We start from the raw sequence: 18752 nt of genomic DNA on the forward strand, positions 1-18752 counted from the left end.
CGTGTCACCGCTCGTCGAGCACCACCGGGACCCCGCGTTTCGCCACGTCACGGGCGAACGCCCCGGAGTCGGCCTCGAGGAAGTCGAGGGTGTTGTAGTGGACCGGAAGCACGAGGTCCGGATCGAGCGCCGCCGCGAGGTCGGCGGCGTCGTGGCGGTCCATACAGACCGACCCCGAGATGTTCGCGAGGAACAGCGACACCGATAGCCGGGAGAGGGCGTCGTGGGCGTCGGAGTCGCCGGGCCAGAACACGGTCGTGCCGGCGAGCGAGAGGAGGAACCCACACCCCTCACCACGCGGGTGGATCACGGAGCCGTCGGCACGCGCGTACGGGCCGTCGGGATCGTTGTAGGCCGCGACGGTCCAGATGTCGACGGTCCCCCCCTCGTCCGCCGAGATCACGTGGTGGTCGTCGTCGCTCACACGAACCACCTCGTACGGGAGTTCCGCGGGTGCGACCGCGTCGCGCTCTTCGACAGCGCCGACCGCCTCGTGAACGACGACCGTCGCGTCCGCGCTCGCCACCCGCTCGACGCCGTCGGGGTCGTAGTGGTGGGCGTGGGTGACACAGACGAGGTCCGCGTCGCGCGCGTGGTAGTCGACCGGGTCCGGATGGGCCGCTTCCGCGTCCGGTGACGGTGCTGTCCACTCCCCCGTGAGTACGCCGTACCGTCCGGGATCGAGGTAGGCGACGAACCCGTCGGGCGTCTCGATCCGAACGGTCGCGTAGCCGAGCCACTCCACGGACAGACCGTCGTGACGGATAGTCATAGCTGGAGCGGACGGTCGCGTGGGTCTTCAACGGTGGGGAACGAGTCGTCGAACCGCAGGTCCCGTTGTCCGCCACCAGAGCCGACGGCCGGCCGCCGCAGCCACGCTGACGGCGAACGACCGTAGGTTACGAGTTGTCTTGCGCCGCGGGACCGACCGGGGCCGCCTCGAAGGGAGCGTCGACGTCGTCGAGCGCCCCGAGGAGAGCCAGAACGGTCGGAGCGACCTGCCGCGCATCGACGTCACCGGTGAGAGACCAGTCGGGGGCCGCCGGTCCGCCCACGCCGAACACCGGGGTCGTCTCCGGGTCGACGCGGCCGTGGGAGCCCCCGACCTTCGTGGGATCCGTCGACACCATCCCGTCGTCGCCGAGGAACAGTTCGCAGGGGTCGTAGCCGGGTTTGTCGTGAATGTCGACCGACGTGGCGTACGGCGGACGCGCGTCCGCTTCGTCCGCCTCCCACCAGTAGTAGGCGAACCACGCGTCGGGGTCGGCCACGAGGACGAGTTCTCCCGTGTTCGGGTGGTCGGTGTCCAGTGCCGAGAGGTCGTCGCCGCCGAGCACGCGGTCGACGCCGGGGAGGCCCGCGACGGCGTCCCTCGCGTCGGCGACGGCGTCGTCGTCGACGTACAGGTGGGCGATCTGGTGGTCGGCTAGCGCGAACGCGGCGGAGGAATCGAAGTCGGGGACCGTCCCCCCGTCGGGGTGGTCGACCGTCTCCAGCAGCCCGGCCGCCCGCAGTGCCCGGTTCGGGAACACGGGCGTGTCCACCTCGTGGAAGCCGTACTCGCTGACGACGACGACCGCCGTCTCCGCCCAGCGGTCAGTTCCCCGGAGGAACGCGAGGAACTCGTCGATCAGTTCGTCGACCTCGGTGAGGGCCTCGTCGAACGCGGGGCTCGACGGACCGGTGCGCTGGCCCGCGTAGTCGAGGTGTGGGACGTACGTCCAGAGCAGGTCGGGATCGTACCGCTCGATGCTCTCGCGTGCGGCCGAGAGGATCCAGCGGCTGCTCGCGTCGCTCGCCGCCGGCCCCCAGTAGTTGTGCAACGGGAAGTGCGCGTGCTCCTCCCGCAGCAGGTCGTAGAACTCGTCGGGGTTCGTCCAGCAGTTCATCTCGATGAGGTTGTTGTCCTCGTCCTCGATCGGCTTCGGTGTCACGGCCACGTCGGCCGTGGTGCCGTAGAGGTGCTGGAAGAACAGCACGCCGGTCCGCAGGCCGGCCTCCCGGCCGGTCTCCCAGACCCGACGGCGGTCGCCGACGTCTCGACCCCAGAGTTCGACCGTGTCCGTCTCGCGGTCGTACACGCCGTTGGCGACGTCGCCGTGTGTGCCGGGCGACAGGCCCGACGCGAGCGTCGTCTGCGAGGGGACCGTCACGGCCGGGAACGGCGGGACGAGCCCCGTCGTCGTCCCGTCGTCGAGCAACGTGGCGATCGACGGTGTCCGAGAGAGATGGTCGGGCTGGAGCCCGACGACGTCCAGTACGACGACCCGGTCGGCCGACCGTGCCGCGGTCACTGGTCGCTCTCCTCGCCAGTGCCGACGTCGGCGCTCTCACTACCACCGGCCCCGGCGCTCGCGTCCCCGCCGTCGGTCACCGCCGACGCCTCGTGGTGGGCCTCGACGTACGATTCGAGGGCGGCGAACTGTCGTGAGAGGTCGTGTTCGGCCACGTCCATCGGCTCCTTGAAGAACGAGGCGAGGTGGGTCTGGACGCCGCCCTCGCCGGCCTCGTCGGCGTACGCGACGAGCCGAACGAGGTCGAGAACGAGCGGGGCGGCGAGCGACGAGTCCGCGCCCTGCCACGTGAACTGGAGCGTCATCTCCGTGCCGAGGAACCCCTCGAAGTGGACGTGGTCCCACGCCGTCTTCCAGTCGCCCAGGGAGGGGGTGTAGTCGATGCGGACGCGGTTGTGCATCTCGTCGCCGAGGATGGTCGAGAGGACGTCACCCTTGCTCGCGAGCTTCCCGGCCTTGTTCGCGTCGTCGTCGAGCACGAGGCCGTCGTCGTTGCCGAGGATGTTGAAGCCGTCCCACGACAGCACCCGGAGGTTTCGACCGGCGAACATCGGGCCGAGCGCCGTCTTCAACAGCGTCTCACCGGTCTTGGCGTCGCGGCCGGCGTGCGGAACGTTCTCCCGCGCCGCGAGTTCGCGGAGTCCCCCGAGGTCGCTCCCGGTCGACGGCGTGAAGTTGACGTAGGGGTGGCCGTCGCGGAGGGCGGCGTACGCGTAGAGCGAACTCGCCGGGAGGTCGGGGTCGTCCTCCTCGACGGCCCGTTCGAACGCGTCCAGCGTGTCGTACCGCTCGGGATCCGCGATCGGCGGCTCCGACGAGGCGAGGTTGACCACGACCAGCCGGTCGAGGTCCTCCCCGTCGAGGAACGCCGTGTAGTCCGTGCTGATCCGTTCGACCAGTTCGCTGGCCGTGACGCCCTCGTCGTCGAGGGTATCGCCGTCCGCTAGCGACGCCGCGCTGCCCGTGTTGCGCGTGGTCCCCGCGCGGACGCGCCCGTCGACCGTCTCGAGGTCCTCCTGGACCGTCTCGAACGTCTCCCGGTCGACGATACCGGCCTCCGTGAGGTCGGCAGCGGTCGACGGCATCGGACGCTCGGCGATGTCGTGGCCGGCGAACACGAGGCTGTCGACGGAGACCAGTGGGAGTCGTGCACAGGGGTCTCGAGCGCTCACCATCCCGGTCGTGTCCGCGGTCCCGTGCGCGATCCCTCGCGCACCAGTCACTGCGGTCGTCGCCACGTTGCCCCGGGCACCGACGAGCCAGACGCCTGTCCTGATTCGATCCATACGTACGGACAGTCTTAATCGCTGTTAACAGTACTGGTCGACCCGTTGACGTGAGAACCGCGTCGCGGGATGTCCGACGCACGACACATATTATATCTGTCGACTGTTTTTATTGTCGGAACGATAGACGATGCGCCAACACTATACCGGGTTATTTCCTACTGACAGGTGAGATGCGAGTCATAGACCCTCATGCACACATGACGTCGCGGACCACCGACGACTACCGTGAGGCGCGACGGAGCGGGGTCGAATGCGTGATCGAACCCTCGTTTTGGTCCGGATCCGACAAACTCTATCCTGAGTCGTTCTTCGACTACTTCGAGCACATCATCGACTTCGAGACCGAGCGGGCCGAGCGGATCGCCGGGATGGATCACTACGTCACCATCGCGATCAACCCGAAGGAGGCCGACGACCGCGAGATGGCCGAGGCCGTGATCGATCGGCTCCCCGAGTACCTCGACCGTGACCGCGTCGTCGGCGTCGGCGAGATCGGCTTCAACCTCCAGACGGACGCCGAGGAGTGGGCGTTCCGCGAACAGCTCCGTCTCGCGGAGGAGCACGAGCTCCCGGTCATTATTCACCTCCCGCACACGGACAAGCCGGCCGGCGCCGAACGCACCGTCGAGATCCTCGAAGAGGAGGGTGCCACCCAGGAGCGGATCATCATCGACCACAACGAGCCCGACACGATGGAGTACACCGCCGCGACCGACTGCTGGCTCGGCTTCACCCTCTATCCCGGCAAGATCTCCATCGAGGACGTGATGCCGCTGCTGGAGGAGCACGGCACCGACCGGATGATCCTGAACTCCTCTGCCGACTGGGACGACTCGGATCCGCTCGCCGTCCCGAAGGCCCGGGACGCGATGCTCGACGCCGGATGGGATCGCGAGGTCGTCCGGAAGCTCGTGTTCGAGAACCCGCTCGAGTTCTTCTCACAGGCGGAGAACTTCGAGTACGAGCCATGAGCATGCGGTTCGGCTTCTCGACCAACGCCTACCGGGACTACTCGCTCTCCGACGCCATCGGCAGTATCGCCGACGCGGGGTACGACGGGGTCGAACTCCTGTTCGACGAACCCCACCTCTACCCCCCCACCGCGACCGACGAGGAGTACGACGCGGTGCGGGCGGCGCTCGGTCGCAACGACGTCTCCATCAGCAACTGCAACGCGTTCATGCTGACGGCGATCGAGGGATTCCACCACCCATCGTTCGTCGAGCCAGATCCAGACTACCGACGCAAGCGTGTCGACTACACGCTGGCGGCATTGGACGCCGCCGCGGAACTCGACGCGGGGTACATCTCGATCGAGCCCGGCGGGCCGATCCCCGAGGGGAAATCCCGCGAGTGGGCGATGGAGACGTTCCGTGAGAGCCTGACCGAGGTCGCCGCCCACGCGGAGTCCGTGGGGGTGGACGTGCTGGTCGAGCCCGAACCCGACCTGCTGATCGAGACGTCCGAGCAGTTCCTCGCGCTCATGGACGGCGTCGACTCCGACCGGGTCGGCTGCAACTTCGACGCCGGACACTTCTTCTGTGTGGGCGAGGAGCCTGCGGAGCTGGTCGAGACGCTCGCCCCGTACACGACCCACTACCACCTCGAAGACATCCCCGCGGATCGGACGCACGAGCACACCCAGCTGGGCGAGGGAGCGATGGATATCGACGGGTTCCTGCAGGCGGTCGAGGACTCGGGCTACGACGGGTTCGTCACGGTGGAACTGTACCCGTACCAGGAGACGGCCGCCGAGACGGCGCGCGGAGCGCTGTCGTACCTCCGCGAACACGGGTGGGTCTGACGCGCCGATGACCCTCGGCACGGCGTCGACTCCGGCGGTCGGTGTCCGGCGAACCGCTGCCGACCTCGCGGCCCTCGTGCGCCTCCCGAACCTGTTCACCGCCCCGCCCGATGTCGTCGCGGGCGCCGCACTCGCGGTCGCCGTCGGGGGAGCCGTCGATCCGCTCTCCGTTGCCGGACTCTGCGTCGCCTCGGCGGCGCTCTACGCAGGGGGGACCACCCTGAACGACGTCGCCGACGTCGCGGAGGACGCTCGCGAGCGTCCCGAGCGGCCGATCCCCTCGGGGGCGGTCTCTCGACGAACCGCGGCCGCCGTCGGGACAGGGTTTCTCGGCGCCGGCATCGTCGTCGCGGCCGTCGCCGGCGGCGTCGCAGCCGCCCCGACCGCCGTCGTGCTCGCCGCGGTCGTCGGCCTCTACGATCTCGTCCTGAAGGGTGGTCCCGCGGGACCCCTTGCGATGGGGACGGCGCGGGGGCTGAACGTCGCGCTCGGTCTCTCGGCCGCCGGGAGACTGGCGCTCGATGCTCGCGTCGTGGCCGTCCCGGTGGCGCTCGGCACCTACGTCGCCGCGCTCACCTGGATGGCCGAGAGCGAGACGGGCGACGCCGACCGGACGCCCGTGGCGGTGACCGCGGTGACGGCGGTCCTGCTCGCGGCCGTCGTCACGGCCGTCGTCGGAACGCTCGCGGGCGTCACCGCAGGGGCGCTCGCCGCGGCCGTCGGACTCGGGTTCGTCGTCTGGGTCGGTCGCCCCCTCGTCGGTGCGTACGCCGACCCGACACCCGAGACGATCGGCCCGGCGGTCGGCGCGGCCGTGCTCGGCATCGGAGCCGCGGACGCCGCGGTCGCCGCGGCGGTCGGACCGCTCGGGACCGTCGCCGCCATCGCATTCCTCGTGCCGGCCGTCGGTCTCGCTCGTCGGTTCGAAGTCACCTGAACACCAATGAAACTCGCATTCTCCACCAACGCGTACACGAACTACTCGCTCCCCGAGGCGATCCGTCGGATCGCCGGTCACGGGTACGAGGGAGTCGAACTGCTCGGCGATACGCCACACGCGTACTTCCCCACGTTCACCGCCGAGGACACGAAAGCGGTACAGGACGCACTCGACGAGACCGGCATCGCCGTCTCGAACGTCAACGCCAACACGGCGACGGGGTACTACGCCGACGCGCCTCCGTCGGCGTTCTTCGAGCCGAGCGTCATCAACCCGGATCCGGATCTCCGCGAGTGGCGGGTCGACTACACGAAGCGTGCGGTCGATCTCGCCGAGGCGGTAGACGCACCGGCGGTCTGTCTCGCGAGCGGCCGTCCGCTGCCGGGTACCCTGCCCGACGAGGCGTACGACTACCTCCTCGGCTCGCTCCACGACATCCTCGACTACGCCGAGCCGAGGGGTGTCGACGTCGGGATCGAGTACGAACCGGAACTCCTCGTCGAGTGTACCGACGACGTGCTCGCGCTGCTCGAGGACGTCGGTCGGGACGGGCTCGGGATCAATCTCGACGTGGGTCACGCCGCGGTCTACGGCGAGGACCTGCGCGAGACGATCGAACGAAGCGCAGGCCACATCACGGGCGTCCACCTCGAGGACATCGCCGGCGGCATCAGGGGGAAACACTACCACCTGATCCCGGGCGAGGGCGACCTCGACTTCGAGGTCGTCTTCGACGCGCTCGCCGAGGTCGGGTACGACGGGTTCGTGACCCTGGAGCTCTACACGTACCCCGATGCGCCGGACGACGCGGCCGAACGCGCGATGCGGGCGCTCGAAGGGTACGTCGGGTGAGCGGGCGACGAGCGACACGTCCGTGCCGCCGCGGGCCCCGAACCGTTGCCCCCCGACGGCGTCCACGGAGCCGACGCGGACGAACGGGACGGGGGGACGTCTCCCGACTCTGCTGACGCCTTCCCGGTGACGCGAGCCGCCTTCGAGCGCCTCGCGTCGCCTCACCCGTCCGTGTCCCGTCCGGTCCGGGGTTCGCCTGTCGCCTCCCGGACCTCGTCGCTCCCGTCGATGTCGTCTCCCCCCTGCGTCCCGTCGGCCGAGTCGACGGCGTCCACGTCGCCCGCTAGCCGACGAACTCGGGCCAGCGAGTCCGCTTCGTCCGGCGGCTTCTCGCGGATCGCGACCAGCCGGGGGAAGCGGAGGGCGTAGCCGACGTCGTACGTCTCCGAGCGCTGTATCTCCTCGTAGCCGACCTCGAGGACGAGCCCGGGTGCGATTCGAACCGTCTTGCCGGACGTCGATTCGATGGCTGGTTCGAGTCGCTCGGTGAGCTCGGCGAGCGTGTCGTCCGTGATGCCGGTCGCGACCTTGCCGACCGGGGCGAACGTCCCGTCGTCGAGACGGACGGACACCTCGAACGTCCCGAGGAACGAGGCACGCCGGCCCTCGCCCCACTCGGCACTGGTCACGACGAGGTCGAGGGTGTCGACGGCGGGCTTGCGTTTGAGCCACTGTTTCCCCCGGCGACCGGGCGTGTACGCCGCCTCCGGGTTCTTGAGGACGATCCCCTCGTGGCCCGCCGCGAGCGCCCGCGCCTCGTGCCGTTCGATCGTCTCGTGGTCCGACGCGAGCGTCAGGGTCGAGACGGGACCCCGACCGACACGGGCCGGGTCGTCGTCGGGTCTTCCGCGGACCGGATCGTCGTCGGGCGTGCCACGGGTCGAGTCGTCCGGTGTACTGTCGTCGGGTACGTCACCGTCGGCGGGTGCGTCACCGTCGTCGCGGTCCACGACGCTCGTCAGCCGGGCGTGTCGCGTCTCGAACGGTGCGTCGAGGAGGTCGTCGCCGTCGGCGTGGAGGCAGTCGAACAGGCGAAGCTCGACGACGACGTCCTCACGCGCCCGGTCGACGTCGTGTTTCCGGCGGAACCGGCGGAGGACTTCCTGGAAGGGGAGCGGTGCGCCCTCGTCGTCGACCGCGACGACCTCGCCGTCGAGGATCACCGGACAGTCGAGGCCCCGGTCGGCGAACTCCGTCAGTTCGGGCAGTGCATCCGTGACGTCGGCCATGTTCCGCGAGAACGCCCGCGTCTCATCGCCGTCGTAGTGGAGCTGGACCCGCGCACCGTCGAACTTCGTCTCGACGCCGACGGTGCCCCAGCCGTCGAGCGCCTCCGCCGCCGTCCCGGCCTGGGCGAGCATCGGCTGGATCGGTCGGCCCACCGCCAGCCGCATCGCCGCCAGTCCCGCCGTGGCCTCGTCGCGAGCGACGCGGGCCACCTCGCCGTAGTCGTTCGACACCTGGAGGGCGCGCTCGACTGTCGCCGCCTCGACGTCGAACGCCGCGGTGATCACGTCGCGGACGGTGCCCGCCCCGACGCCGACGCGCATCTCGCCACGGACGAGCCGTGCGAGGTACCGCGCCTCCGTCGAGGAACACCGGTTGAACAGCCCGAAGAGGTGGTCGTCCTTCCGTGACTCGCTGCCGGGGCCCGAGGCGGCGGCGAGGTCGCGGAGCGTCTCGTCGACCGCCTCGACGGTGAGCGCCGCCGTGTCGCCGTCCGTGAACGCGCCGAGGCCGCGCTGACTGCCGAGGTCGAGGGCGGCCGCGACGTCACCGACGTCGCCCGTCCCGGCCACCCGCGTCTCGACGTCGTCGTCGGTGACGTTCGGTCCCGCCGCGCGGGCGAGCGCCGCGTACAGGAGCCGTGGACCGACGTCGAGCGTCGTGGCGTCCCAGGCGGGGAAGACGCGTCCCTGAACGAACCGCGCGACCGCCGGGAGGTCGTCACCCGCGTCGGCGAACAGGTCGGCCACCGCGGCCGTGGTCTCGGTGTCGGCCGACAGCGTCTCGATCGCGGCGAGCCGCTCGCAGAACGCGTCGAACCGCATCGACTCCTGCCGTCGAGTCATCGCTCCACCCTCCGGCGGGCGACGGATAAACCCTTCCGGGATGCGGCGCGTTCAAGAGGCCCCGGTCTGAACCCTGGGGTATGACTGCCGACCTCGCCGAGCGCGTCAGGGAGGTGCTCGACGTGGACGCCGAGGCGTTCGAGGCGCAGGCCAGGGCCGACGCCGAGGTCGTCAAGGAGGGACTCCACGAGGGAGTGTTCGACAACCACCAGGCGATCGTCGGGTTCGAGTACGAGTTCTACGCCGTCGCCGACGGGCGCTGGCGTGCGGACGACGAGGCGTACACGCTCACCCGGGTGCCACGTCGGCTCCTCGAACTCATCGGCTTCGAGAAGGAGCTGGGCCTGCACAACGCCGAGATGACCACGTCGCCCCAGCCGTTCTCGGCGTACGGGTTGCGAGCGGTGGAGTCCGAGGTCAAAGCACGCCTCGCCGCCGCGCTCGACTGCGCCCGTGCGGAGGGGATGCGTCTCGTGAGCGACGCGCTCTGGACGATCCCCCCGGCGGGCGAGACCGCACGGAGCTACCTCTCGAACGCCGTCGAGGTCGACGGGATCCAGATCGCGACGAACATGAGCGACGCCGTCCGCTACCACGCGATGGCGAACGGCCCGAACGCGCCCGACCAGATGGGCGTCGACGCCCCGTACGTCTCGTTCGACGCGCCGACAGTGATGCCCGAGAGCCTCATCACGTCGATCCAGCCCCACTTTCAGGTCGCGCACGCCGGGGACCTCCCGCAGTACTTCGCGTACGCCCTCCGGGTGGCGGGGCCGTTGCTCGCGCTCGGAGCCAACTCGCCGTTCTTCCCCCCGGACCTCTACGATCCCGACGCTACTCCCGACGAGATCCTCGCCGACGGCCACGACGAGAACCGCATCGCGGTGTTCGAGTCGGTGCTCAACGCCGACGACGCCGAGAAGGTCCGGTTCCCCCGCGACGTCGAGACGGTCGAGGAGGCGGTCGACCGCGTGGCGAGCGACCCGAGCGTCGTCCCGATGTCCGTCACGCGCGGCGACCGCTACGACGACCGGTTCGCCACCCTCCGTCGGAAACACGGGACGTTCTGGCGGTGGGTCCGCCCGGTGTTCGACGGTCCCACGCGATCGGAGGCGAACGCGCGCATCGAGTTCCGCCCCATCGGAGCCCAGCCCACCGTCAGGGACTCCATCGCGTTCCAGGCGGCCTTCGCCGGGCTGATGGAGAGCCTCCCGCGACGCGCCCACCCGGTCGAGTCGCTGTCGTGGGAGACGGCGAAGGAGAACTTCTACGCCGCCGCACGCGAGGGGCTCGACGCCGACCTCACGTGGGTGACGAACGCCGGCGAAACCACGACGAACGCGGGCGATCTGTTCGCGGACGTCCTCGCACACGCCGCCGACGGGCTCGAGTCCGCGGGCTGTACCGAAACGGAGGCGGCGTACTACGTCGATCCCCTCCGAGCGCGGGTCGAGACGGCCACGACGCCCGCCGCGTGGAAGCGTAGCGAGGTCCGGCGACGACTCGACGACGGCGACCCGTTCGCCGAGGCCGTCACCGGGATGCAGCGGACGTACGTCGAGCGCCAGAAGGAGACCCTGCTCGAGGGCTGCTTCACCGACTGGCTCTGAACCGTGGTGGGTCAGTCTCGGGGTGACGCTTCCCGGGCGGCGTGAACCGTCCTGGAGGGTGTGAGCCTTCTCGGAGGCGTGAACCGGTCCGTGACGTCGACGCCAGCCCTCGGTGTGTTTACAGTAGCTCGGACCGAAGGATCGGTATGCCGAAGTCGCCCGCAACCGCACTCGACCAGGCCGAGATCGACGCGTTCCTCGAGAGTCAGACGACGGGAACGCTCTCGTTCGCCAAGGAGAACGACTCGTACGCCATCCCGGTCGGCTACACCTACGCACCGGAGGAGACCGACGTCTACTTTCGGCTCGGCTACGCGCCCGGAAGCCGCAAACGGGAGTACATCGAGGCGACCGACGAGGCGACGTTCGTCGTCGCCGCCGAGACGGCCGACGGCTGGAAGAGCGTCGTGGCACGCGGTAGACTCGAACACAGGAACACCGTCGAAGACCTCGCCCGACACCGAACGTCCAGTCAGTCCGTCAGCGACGCGGATCGTGAGTTCCAGATCCCGTTTTACCACGTCTTCGAGACGCCGTCGGAGATGGTGTTCGCGCTCGTCCGACTGAAGGTGCACGAACTCACGGGCGTCAGGGAAGCGGCAGGAAATCGCTGACTCCGGAGCGTTCGACAGTAGACACGGGAAGGCCGGTCCAGCGCACGCGGACGGCGCGCTGCAGGGTGGTCGTCGTGGACGGCGAGAACGACGCCCTCTGTCCGTTCGGCGACGGGCCGAGACGGGGGCGACCCCGTGGTGCCGCTCTACAGGACCTCTTCGAAGTCCTTGTGCCGAGTGACCTCGACACCCTCGTCGGTGACGACGGCGACGTTGATGCCGTTGCCGGAGGCGAGGTCGCGCTCGACGGCGCTCTTGATGGCGCGGGCGGCGACGGTCTTGGCCTCCTCGATCGAGAGTTCGCCGGAGTACTCCTGTTCGAGCACGCCGAGCGCGTACTGGCTGCCCGAGCCGGTGACCGTGTACTCCTCCTCCGTGGTCCCACCGAGGGGGTCGATGCTGTAGATGTGTGAGCCCTCGTCGTCGACACCACCCAGAATGGGCTGGACGATGAGGAACGCCCCCGACCGGAGGAAGTTCGCCGTCAGGGTAGACAGCGCCTGCATCGTCATGTCCTCGCCGCGCCGGGATTCGTAGAGGCTCACCTCGGCCTTGAGCGAACGGATGAGCGACTGTGCCGCCGACACGGAGCCGGCGATGGTGAGCGCACCGGTCGGGTGGATCTCCTCGACCTTCTGGACGTCCTTCGAGGCGACCATGTAGCCCGCGCTGGCTCGCATGTCGGTCGCGAGCACGACGCCGTCTTCGGTCTGCAGACCGACCGTCGTCGTCCCGGTCTTCATCTCGTTGGTCTCGTCCGACTGCGCCGAACGGCGCTGGTCGGCGTTGGGGAACTCGCCGAGTTCCGGCCCGAACACCGGCCGGTTACCGCCCAGTCGAGAGTCGTGCCCGTCGGAGAAGTCGTCGTGGGTAGGCGTACGCATTGACGGTCATAACAGTCCGGCGCTGATAAATGCAGCCCTTCCCCCCGCCGTTGCCGCCTCGCCCGCCTGCAGCCGAGAACACCACGACGGCGGTCGCCTCTGCGGAGTCTCGGCTGGTAGAGTGACGTGCTCGACCGCCGCGGCGCTCGTCGTCCGTGACTGCCGTTGAGAACGATCCGTCTCGGGCGATTACCGTGCGTCGACCTCGGCGGCCACCTCGGAGTACGCGTCGTCGAGCGTCCGGACGAGGCGGCCGAACGGGAGCGTCACGCCCAGCCGACGAGCGAGCAGCGCGACGGGCATCAGGGCGATGCCCACGAACACGGCGAACTGGTACGCGACCAGCAGGCCAGCACGGTAAGCGGTTTCGATCATCTGCGTACCAAGGCCCGAGGGACTCCAGTATATAAATACTCCGGTCCGGAATCCCGGAGCACCCCCTCGCTGTCTTGCGGTTTCTCCCGAACAGGGGTCGACCCCAAGACGTTCTGATTATCATGAATGAGTTGCGTAGGGGGACGGTGCCCCACGCCGAATACACTCGTAAGTTATGAGCGTAATCGGCAGGACGTGCGCCTCTGTCACGCCGTGAAAACGGCCCCCGATCGACGCCGCGACCGTCGCGTCGACCGCTCGTGGCTGACAACGCCTGTCACCCGGCGGGCGAACCGCAAGAGACGAAAGCCCGACTCCCCTCTTCGGGGATATGAGCAACTATCTCGTCGCGCTCGAGGCCGCGTGGCTGGTGCGCGACGTCGAGGACGTCGACGACGCGATCGGCGTCGCGGTCAGCGAGGCTGGTAAGCGGCTGAACGAACAGGACAAGGAGTTCGTCGACGTGGACGTCGGCGTCACCGGCTGCCCCTTCTGCGGCGAGGGGTTCGACTCGGCGTTCATCGCCGCGAACACGGCGCTCGTGGGCCTCGGGCTCGAGATCGAGGTGTTCAACGCCGACGGCGAACAGCACGCCGCCCGGATCGCCAAGAGCGAGGTCGGCGGGGCGCTCCGCGACGTTCCGCTGTCGGTCATCGACATCGTCGAGACCGAGGCCGGGGACGGGGACGACGAACGCGACTGACGACCGGGCGCAACCAAAGCTTTTAGTCATTACTTCTGGTTATAACTGTGTATGGAACTCCCGACACCGCAGGAACTGAAAGACCGGCGGGAGTCGCTCGACCTGACGCAGAGCACGCTCGCGGAGATGGCGGACGTCTCCCAGCCGCTGATCGCCCGCATCGAGGGCGACGACGTCGACCCCCGACTCTCGACGCTCCGGCGCATCGTCGACGCGCTCAACGAGGCCGAGGGCGAGGTGGTTCGGGCGGCGGACGTGATGAACGAGCACGTCGTGTCGGTCTCGCCGGACGACTCCGTGCGCGAGGCGCGCGATCGGATGCTCGACGAGGGGTTCTCGCAGTTGCCCGTCATCCGTGACGGCCGCCCACGGGGGTTCATCTCGAACAGCGACATCCGGCACGTCCACGAGGACAACGTGGCCGATCTGCCGGTCGCCGAGGTGATGCGCGAGTCGTTCACGACGGTAGAACCCGACGCCACGCTCGAGGAGGTCGACAGCTACCTCGACCGCCACGACGCAGTCCTCGTGATGAAGGACGGCTCGACCGTCGGGATCATCACCGACGCCGACATCGCAGCGCAGATCCCGTAGCCGGACGTCCGTGGCGACCGCGGCGGCCCGGCGGTGTTCGCCATCGCGCGTCCGATCCTCCGATTCGGACGGGCGCCGAACCGTCAGACTCCGTCGGCGTCTCGGTCGCGACACACACGATTCGACGGAACCGAACGGCCCGTGTCGCCAGCTACAGGTCGAGCCCGCGGACCGAGACGCTCGCGTCGCCGGCGGTGACCGCCTCGACGTGCCCGATCACCCGGCCCTCGGTGGCGTCGGCGAGCGCCTCGGCGTCCGTCGGTGGGAGCGCGCAGACGAACCCCGTCCCCATGTTGAACGTGCGGTGCATCTCCTCGGCGGAGACGTTCCCTTCCTCCTGAACGAACGCGAACACGGAGTGCGGCTCGAAGGGGTCGTCGACGACGTAGCGGAACGACCCCATTCGCGTCAGGTTGGTCCACCCGCCGCCGGTGACGTGCGCGGCGGCGTGGACGCCGTGGGTTCGCATCGGGTCCAGGAGGTGTGTGTAGAGCTGCGTCGGTTCGAGCAGCGCCGCGCCGACGCTGTCGTAGTCGGGCTCGTCCGCACGCTCCCCCGCGTACGGGTAGGGGTCGGTGTACTCGTGACGGCGGGTGGCGGCCTCGCGCACCAGGGTGAGCCCGTTCGAGTGGATCCCCGACGAACGGAAGCCGACGATGGCGTCGCCCACCTGCGCCTCGCCGGGGAAGAGCGCGTCCTTCGGCGCGAGTCCCGCGGCGGTCCCCGCGAGATCGAGACCCCGAACGACCTCGGGCATCACGGCCGTCTCGCCGCCGACGAGCGCGACGTCGGCCGCCTCGGCTCCGCGCTTGAGCCCCTCGCCGATCTGCGCCGAGAACGTCTCGTTCGGCTCGTCGACCGCGAGGTAGTCGACGAACGCCACCGGTCGGACGCCGGCGGCGACCATGTCGTTGACGTTCATCGCGATGCAGTCGATCCCCACGGTCGAGTAGTCGCCGAGCGCCTCGGCGACGAGGAGCTTCGTGCCGACGCCGTCGGTCGCGAGCGCGAGGTAGCGGTCGCCGATGTCGAGCAGGCCGGCGTAGTCGCCGGCACCCGCGTCGCCAGCGGCCGACACGAGCGCCGCCGTCGCCGCCTCGCTCGCCGCGATGTCGACGCCCGTCTCGGCGTACGTCAGTCCCTCCGCGTCCTCGTCGACGTCGTCCGTCCGCCGGTCGGCGTTCTCGTCGACGTCGTCCGTCCGCCGGTCGGCGTTCTCGTCGACATCGTCCGCGCCGCCGTCTGGCCGGCGCGTCGGATCGGCAGTCATGTCCGAACGCACCCGCGGACCGGTCAAGAAGCCCCCGGTTGCCGGCTCGGGCGGGACGACGGCGAGCGCGGCTCCGGATCGGGCGAAAAAGACTCAGAAACGTCGATAAACGGTTTCGAGGCCGCTGAAACGTTCGTAAAATATCGAACCGGGCGCGTAAACAGTGCCCTCGACCGGTGAACAGTCCGCAATTCGAGTGAAGACGACTCAACGCTCTGCGCCTTATATGGGGGTCACTGTCCATACGTTCAGGTGCCCATGTCCGGTGCACACTCCCAGTCCCCGCGTCTCCGGCGCGTCGGCACGACCGCCCTCGAAACGCTCTCCACCCTCGCGACCGCGACAGTTCGCACGCTCGCGTTCTGGCTCGCGGTCGTCCTCCCGCTGGCGTACCTCCCCCTCCTCGCCGGCGGCATCACCGGCGGCGAACTGGTCCCCTTCGTCGCCCTCCTCGCCGCGAACGTCGTCGCCCTGCTGCTCGGGCACGACTACGCCCGCTGACCCCGTCCCCACCTGACAGACGGCTCGGCCCTCCACACGGCCCCCACCTGACAGACGGCACGGCCCTCCACACGGCCCCGACACCTGACAGACGGCACGGCCCTCTACACGCGCCCCACATGGGCTCCGGGTTCTCGTCCGTCGGTCCCGTCCCACCGACTTCGCGGCGAGTGAGACGACGGCGACAGGAGTGAGACGGCGACGAAGAACGCGGTCGCGTGCGCCCGGCGTGCGGAAACGAACAGACGTCTGAGCGGCGCGCGCAGGTATCGTCTTCGTGAGCGGGGCGAACGAGCGGCTCTGAGCGGCCGTGTCGCTCCGGTGTGCAGTGTTCGCACTCCGTGCGCGAGCACTCGGCCGGGGAGGACCGAACCCGTTCACCGCACCCGTGCACTGCTCGGTCGCCCGGTTCGCGACTACCGTCTCGGATCGGCGTCGACGCGCCTCGGGCAGACAGCTACGACAACCGGTCGGTAGACGGAATCTCCCGGCGTGCTCGACGGCGTCCCGTCACCCCGTCGCTCCCCGGATCAGAAGCCGACGCCGAAGACGAACACCACGACGACCGCGACGACGAGGCTCGGGACGAAGGCGGCGACGAAGACGGGCGTGCTCCAGTCGAGCACCGTGCGGCCGTCGAGCGCCCCGAAGGGGATCAGGTTGAACGCCGCGAGGAAGAGGTTGATCGCGAGCCCGCGGCCGCCGAGGAGGCCGACGAACTCCGACCCGGTGAGGACACCCACCGCGAAGACCGGCACGAACAGGACCGCGAGCCCGATGTTCGCGAGGGGGCCCGCGAGCGCGATGAGGCCGTGTTCGCGGTCAGAGAGCACGCCGCGGTGGTAGACCGCCCCCGGAGCGGCGAAGATGAAGCCCGCGAGCGCGCTCACCACCGCGAGGAACAGCATCCCGTAGTCGGCGCGGAACTCCGCGATCTGTCCGAAGCGGACGGCGACGACCTTGTGGGCGAGTTCGTGGAGCAGGAAGCCGACGCCGGCGGTGAGGAGGCTCACGACGACCGCGGCGGTGAAGCCACCGCCCGAGAGGAGCGCGAGCAGGCCCCGGCCGCCACCGGCGAAGAAGACCGCGAAGGCGACGCCGAGGGCGATCCACGCGACCGCGAGGTCGCGCAGTTCGCGGTCCGAGAAGCGGAGTTCGCGGGCGAGGCTCACGTGACGGCCCTCCAGAGCAGGTCGGCGCTGTTCGACGCGCCGTCGAGCATCAGGCGCGTGACGGCGTCGACGCCGCCGAGATCCGCCGCGAACAGCGGCAGGACGTAGGCGACGAACAGCAGGCTGGCGACGATGCTTCCGACGTTGGTCATCGCGACGACCATGATGAGTTTGAACAGGGGGACGTCGAACATGTCGGAGACGATGGCTCCGATGGCTCTCTCCTCGTCCGAGAGGAGGTCGTTGAGTCGGCCGATGTCGGTCACGTTCACGGGTGTGTGCCGCAGCTCCATGTAGCCGGTGAACCAGCCCGGCGCGAGCAGCGGGTTGACCGAAGTGAGCCACGCGACCGCCCCGCCGACGAGCGCCGAGAGCCACCGTGCACCCGCGGCCCGGGCGAACGCCGCGGCGAAGACGCCGTTGATGACGAACCACGCGGCGAACACCCGCAGCAGGAAGCCGTTACGGACGCCGGCCATCGCCAGCAGGACGAAGAAGCCGACGAACACGACCGTGAGCCCCACGCCGACGATCTTCCCCCACGGGATCCCCCGCGTGGAGGGCTGGCCGACGAGCGACTCCATCGGCGGGAGCGTCTCCGGGTTCGCGAGGTACGACTCGATGCCGGCGCGGTGGCCGGCCCCGACGACGGCGACGACGTGCGCCCCCTGCTGTCGGAGCGCGACCAGCTGGTGGGCGATGTACGCGTCGCGTTCGTCGATGAGCGCCTCCGCGCCCCCCGGCGAGAAGGCGCGGAACTCCTCCATCATGACGCTCACCACGTCGGCGTCGGTGAGGTCCTCGATGTCGAACTCCTCGACCTCGTCGTACGTACCGAACCCCAGTCGATGGGCGACGAGGCCGCCGAACCCGCCGACGGTGACGCCGAGGCCGATCCCGATCGCGAGGCTCCCGACGGCCCGGACGAGGAACGGGCTCATGCGGTCGACCAGCGGGGCGGCGAGACCGAGGCCGACGCCGGCGACGAGGCCGACCGCGAGGCCGCCGCCGACCGCGAGATACAGGTCGTCGTCGCCGTCGAGCGAACCCGCCGCGAGCGTCCGGAGCACGAGGCCGGTCGCGACGGCGAGGACGACCCCGCCCGTCACCCGACCGAGGACGAAGGGGGTGACGCCGACGCTCCCCCCGAACAGCCCGACGACGGGGCCGACGAGGACGCCGACGAGGATGCCGAGGACCAGCCCGACGGCGCGGGCGTCCGAGACGCCGAAGACGAGTCCGCCGGCCATCCGGAGCTTCTCGACGACGGACATCCGCGCCCAGAACCGCTGGATGGTTGTCTGGATGTCGCGGTCGACGAGCGCGACGTCGATCTCCGACTCTTCGGCGGTCTCGACCGCGGCGAGCATGTCCGCGCCCGGCGAGATGTCGAACTTCTCGCCCAGCTGTGCCTGCACGTACGAGAGCATCCAGTAGGCGATGAACTGGAAGACGGTGTTTCCCTTGAGGAGGTCGCCGGGCTCGATGTCGTCCGGGGTGCCGCCTTTCAGCTGACGGTAGCGCCCCTCGTCGAGTTCGACGGCCACGACGTCGGGGCGCTCGCGTCGGATGGTCTCCTCGACTTCGGCCACGCTGTCCGCGGAGACGTGTGCGGTGCCGACGACTTGCACGCGTCCCTGCGGCGACGGGGCCGCGTCCTGACTCATTGCCGGGTTTTTCCGGTGGCCCCTCATACGCTTGTCGGTGCGCGTGAGAACGTGTCGCGTGCCACGGGTGCACTCGGCGGCGAGAGCGGTCGGGATCCCGCCCTCGTCCGC

General features: G+C 69.5%; 17 protein-coding genes and 1 pseudogene. 9 read left to right on the top strand and 9 right to left on the bottom strand.

Going from position 1 to position 18752, the window contains the following annotated elements:
• Positions 1-4: 4 nt before the first annotated feature.
• The 3 genes from FZP69_RS08665 to FZP69_RS08675 all read right to left on the bottom strand — a co-directional run bounded on the left by FZP69_RS08665 (position 5) and on the right by FZP69_RS08675 (position 3580).
• Positions 5-772, bottom strand: coding sequence for an MBL fold metallo-hydrolase (locus FZP69_RS08665; protein ID WP_152040921.1), 768 nt, complete (start codon positions 770-772; stop codon positions 5-7).
• Between the two features lie 127 nt (positions 773-899).
• Positions 900-2294, bottom strand: a complete 1395-nt coding sequence (locus tag FZP69_RS08670; protein ID WP_152040922.1) for an alkaline phosphatase family protein — start codon at positions 2292-2294, stop codon at positions 900-902.
• Positions 2291-3580 carry an inositol-3-phosphate synthase gene (locus tag FZP69_RS08675; RefSeq protein ID WP_152040923.1) on the bottom strand — a complete coding sequence of 430 codons (1290 nt, stop codon included), beginning with the start codon at positions 3578-3580 and terminating at the stop codon, positions 2291-2293. The genes FZP69_RS08670 and FZP69_RS08675 overlap by 4 nt, the downstream gene beginning before the upstream one ends.
• Before the next feature lie 173 nt (positions 3581-3753).
• Between FZP69_RS08675 and FZP69_RS08680 the strand changes: the two genes are divergently transcribed.
• Genes FZP69_RS08680 through FZP69_RS08695 form a run of 4 tightly spaced genes read left to right on the top strand, consistent with a single transcriptional unit; the run spans position 3754 to position 7179 of the window.
• Positions 3754-4554 carry a TatD family hydrolase gene (locus FZP69_RS08680; RefSeq protein ID WP_152040924.1) on the top strand — a complete coding sequence of 267 codons (801 nt, stop codon included), beginning with the start codon at positions 3754-3756 and terminating at the stop codon, positions 4552-4554.
• A gap of 2 nt (positions 4555-4556) precedes the next feature.
• On the top strand, positions 4557-5387 hold the full coding sequence (locus FZP69_RS08685) for a sugar phosphate isomerase/epimerase family protein (RefSeq protein ID WP_152041559.1): 831 nt from the start codon (positions 4557-4559) through the stop codon (positions 5385-5387).
• Between the two features lie 7 nt (positions 5388-5394).
• Positions 5395-6324: a UbiA family prenyltransferase gene (locus tag FZP69_RS08690; protein WP_152040925.1), complete on the top strand. Its 930-nt coding sequence runs from the start codon at positions 5395-5397 to the stop codon at positions 6322-6324.
• Positions 6325-6330: 6 nt separating this feature from the next.
• The gene (locus FZP69_RS08695; RefSeq protein WP_152040926.1) at positions 6331-7179 is read left to right on the top strand and encodes a sugar phosphate isomerase/epimerase family protein; all 849 of its coding nucleotides are present in this window, start codon (positions 6331-6333) and stop codon (positions 7177-7179) included.
• Positions 7180-7460: 281 nt separating this feature from the next.
• Here the strand turns inward: FZP69_RS08695 and FZP69_RS08700 are convergent.
• Positions 7461-9230 (bottom strand): annotated as a pseudogene (locus FZP69_RS08700) (ATP-dependent DNA ligase); the annotation flags it as partial.
• 101 nt (positions 9231-9331) lie between these two features.
• Here FZP69_RS08700 and FZP69_RS08705 point away from each other — a divergent pair.
• Positions 9332-10861 (top strand): hypothetical protein, encoded by a 1530-nt coding sequence (locus FZP69_RS08705; RefSeq protein ID WP_152040927.1) that lies wholly within the window; start codon positions 9332-9334, stop codon positions 10859-10861.
• 146 nt (positions 10862-11007) lie between these two features.
• On the top strand, positions 11008-11475 hold the full coding sequence (locus FZP69_RS08710; RefSeq protein WP_152040928.1) for a pyridoxamine 5'-phosphate oxidase family protein: 468 nt from the start codon (positions 11008-11010) through the stop codon (positions 11473-11475).
• 146 nt (positions 11476-11621) lie between these two features.
• Here the strand turns inward: FZP69_RS08710 and psmB are convergent, their stop codons facing one another.
• Positions 11622-12359, bottom strand: coding sequence for an archaeal proteasome endopeptidase complex subunit beta (psmB, locus tag FZP69_RS08715; protein WP_152040929.1), 738 nt, complete (start codon positions 12357-12359; stop codon positions 11622-11624).
• Between the two features lie 189 nt (positions 12360-12548).
• On the bottom strand, positions 12549-12734 hold the full coding sequence (locus FZP69_RS08720; RefSeq protein WP_152040930.1) for a hypothetical protein: 186 nt from the start codon (positions 12732-12734) through the stop codon (positions 12549-12551).
• A gap of 331 nt (positions 12735-13065) precedes the next feature.
• On the opposite strand from FZP69_RS08720, the gene FZP69_RS08725 reads away from it, so the two are divergent.
• On the top strand, positions 13066-13437 hold the full coding sequence (locus tag FZP69_RS08725) for a DUF555 domain-containing protein (RefSeq protein ID WP_152040931.1): 372 nt from the start codon (positions 13066-13068) through the stop codon (positions 13435-13437).
• A gap of 51 nt (positions 13438-13488) precedes the next feature.
• Positions 13489-14031 carry a CBS domain-containing protein gene (locus tag FZP69_RS08730; RefSeq protein WP_152040932.1) on the top strand — a complete coding sequence of 181 codons (543 nt, stop codon included), beginning with the start codon at positions 13489-13491 and terminating at the stop codon, positions 14029-14031.
• Between the two features lie 151 nt (positions 14032-14182).
• On the opposite strand, the gene purM is transcribed toward FZP69_RS08730, so the two are convergent.
• Positions 14183-15301, bottom strand: a complete 1119-nt coding sequence (gene purM, locus FZP69_RS08735) for a phosphoribosylformylglycinamidine cyclo-ligase (protein WP_152040933.1) — start codon at positions 15299-15301, stop codon at positions 14183-14185.
• Between the two features lie 258 nt (positions 15302-15559).
• Here purM and FZP69_RS08740 point away from each other — a divergent pair, with 258 nt between their 5' ends.
• Entirely contained in the window at positions 15560-15802 is a 243-nt protein-coding gene (locus tag FZP69_RS08740; RefSeq protein ID WP_152040934.1) for a hypothetical protein, read from the top strand.
• 530 nt (positions 15803-16332) lie between these two features.
• Here FZP69_RS08740 and FZP69_RS08745 read toward each other — a convergent pair.
• The gene (locus tag FZP69_RS08745; RefSeq protein ID WP_152040935.1) at positions 16333-16974 is read right to left on the bottom strand and encodes a metalloprotease; all 642 of its coding nucleotides are present in this window, start codon (positions 16972-16974) and stop codon (positions 16333-16335) included.
• Complete coding sequence (locus tag FZP69_RS08750) at positions 16971-18641, bottom strand: TraB/GumN family protein (protein WP_152040936.1); 1671 nt, start codon at positions 18639-18641, stop codon at positions 16971-16973. The genes FZP69_RS08745 and FZP69_RS08750 overlap by 4 nt, the downstream gene beginning before the upstream one ends.
• Positions 18642-18752 lie beyond the last annotated feature (111 nt).

The sequence above is a fragment of the Salinigranum salinum genome (assembly GCF_009176545.1).
Lineage (GTDB): Archaea > Halobacteriota > Halobacteria > Halobacteriales > Haloferacaceae > Salinigranum > Salinigranum salinum.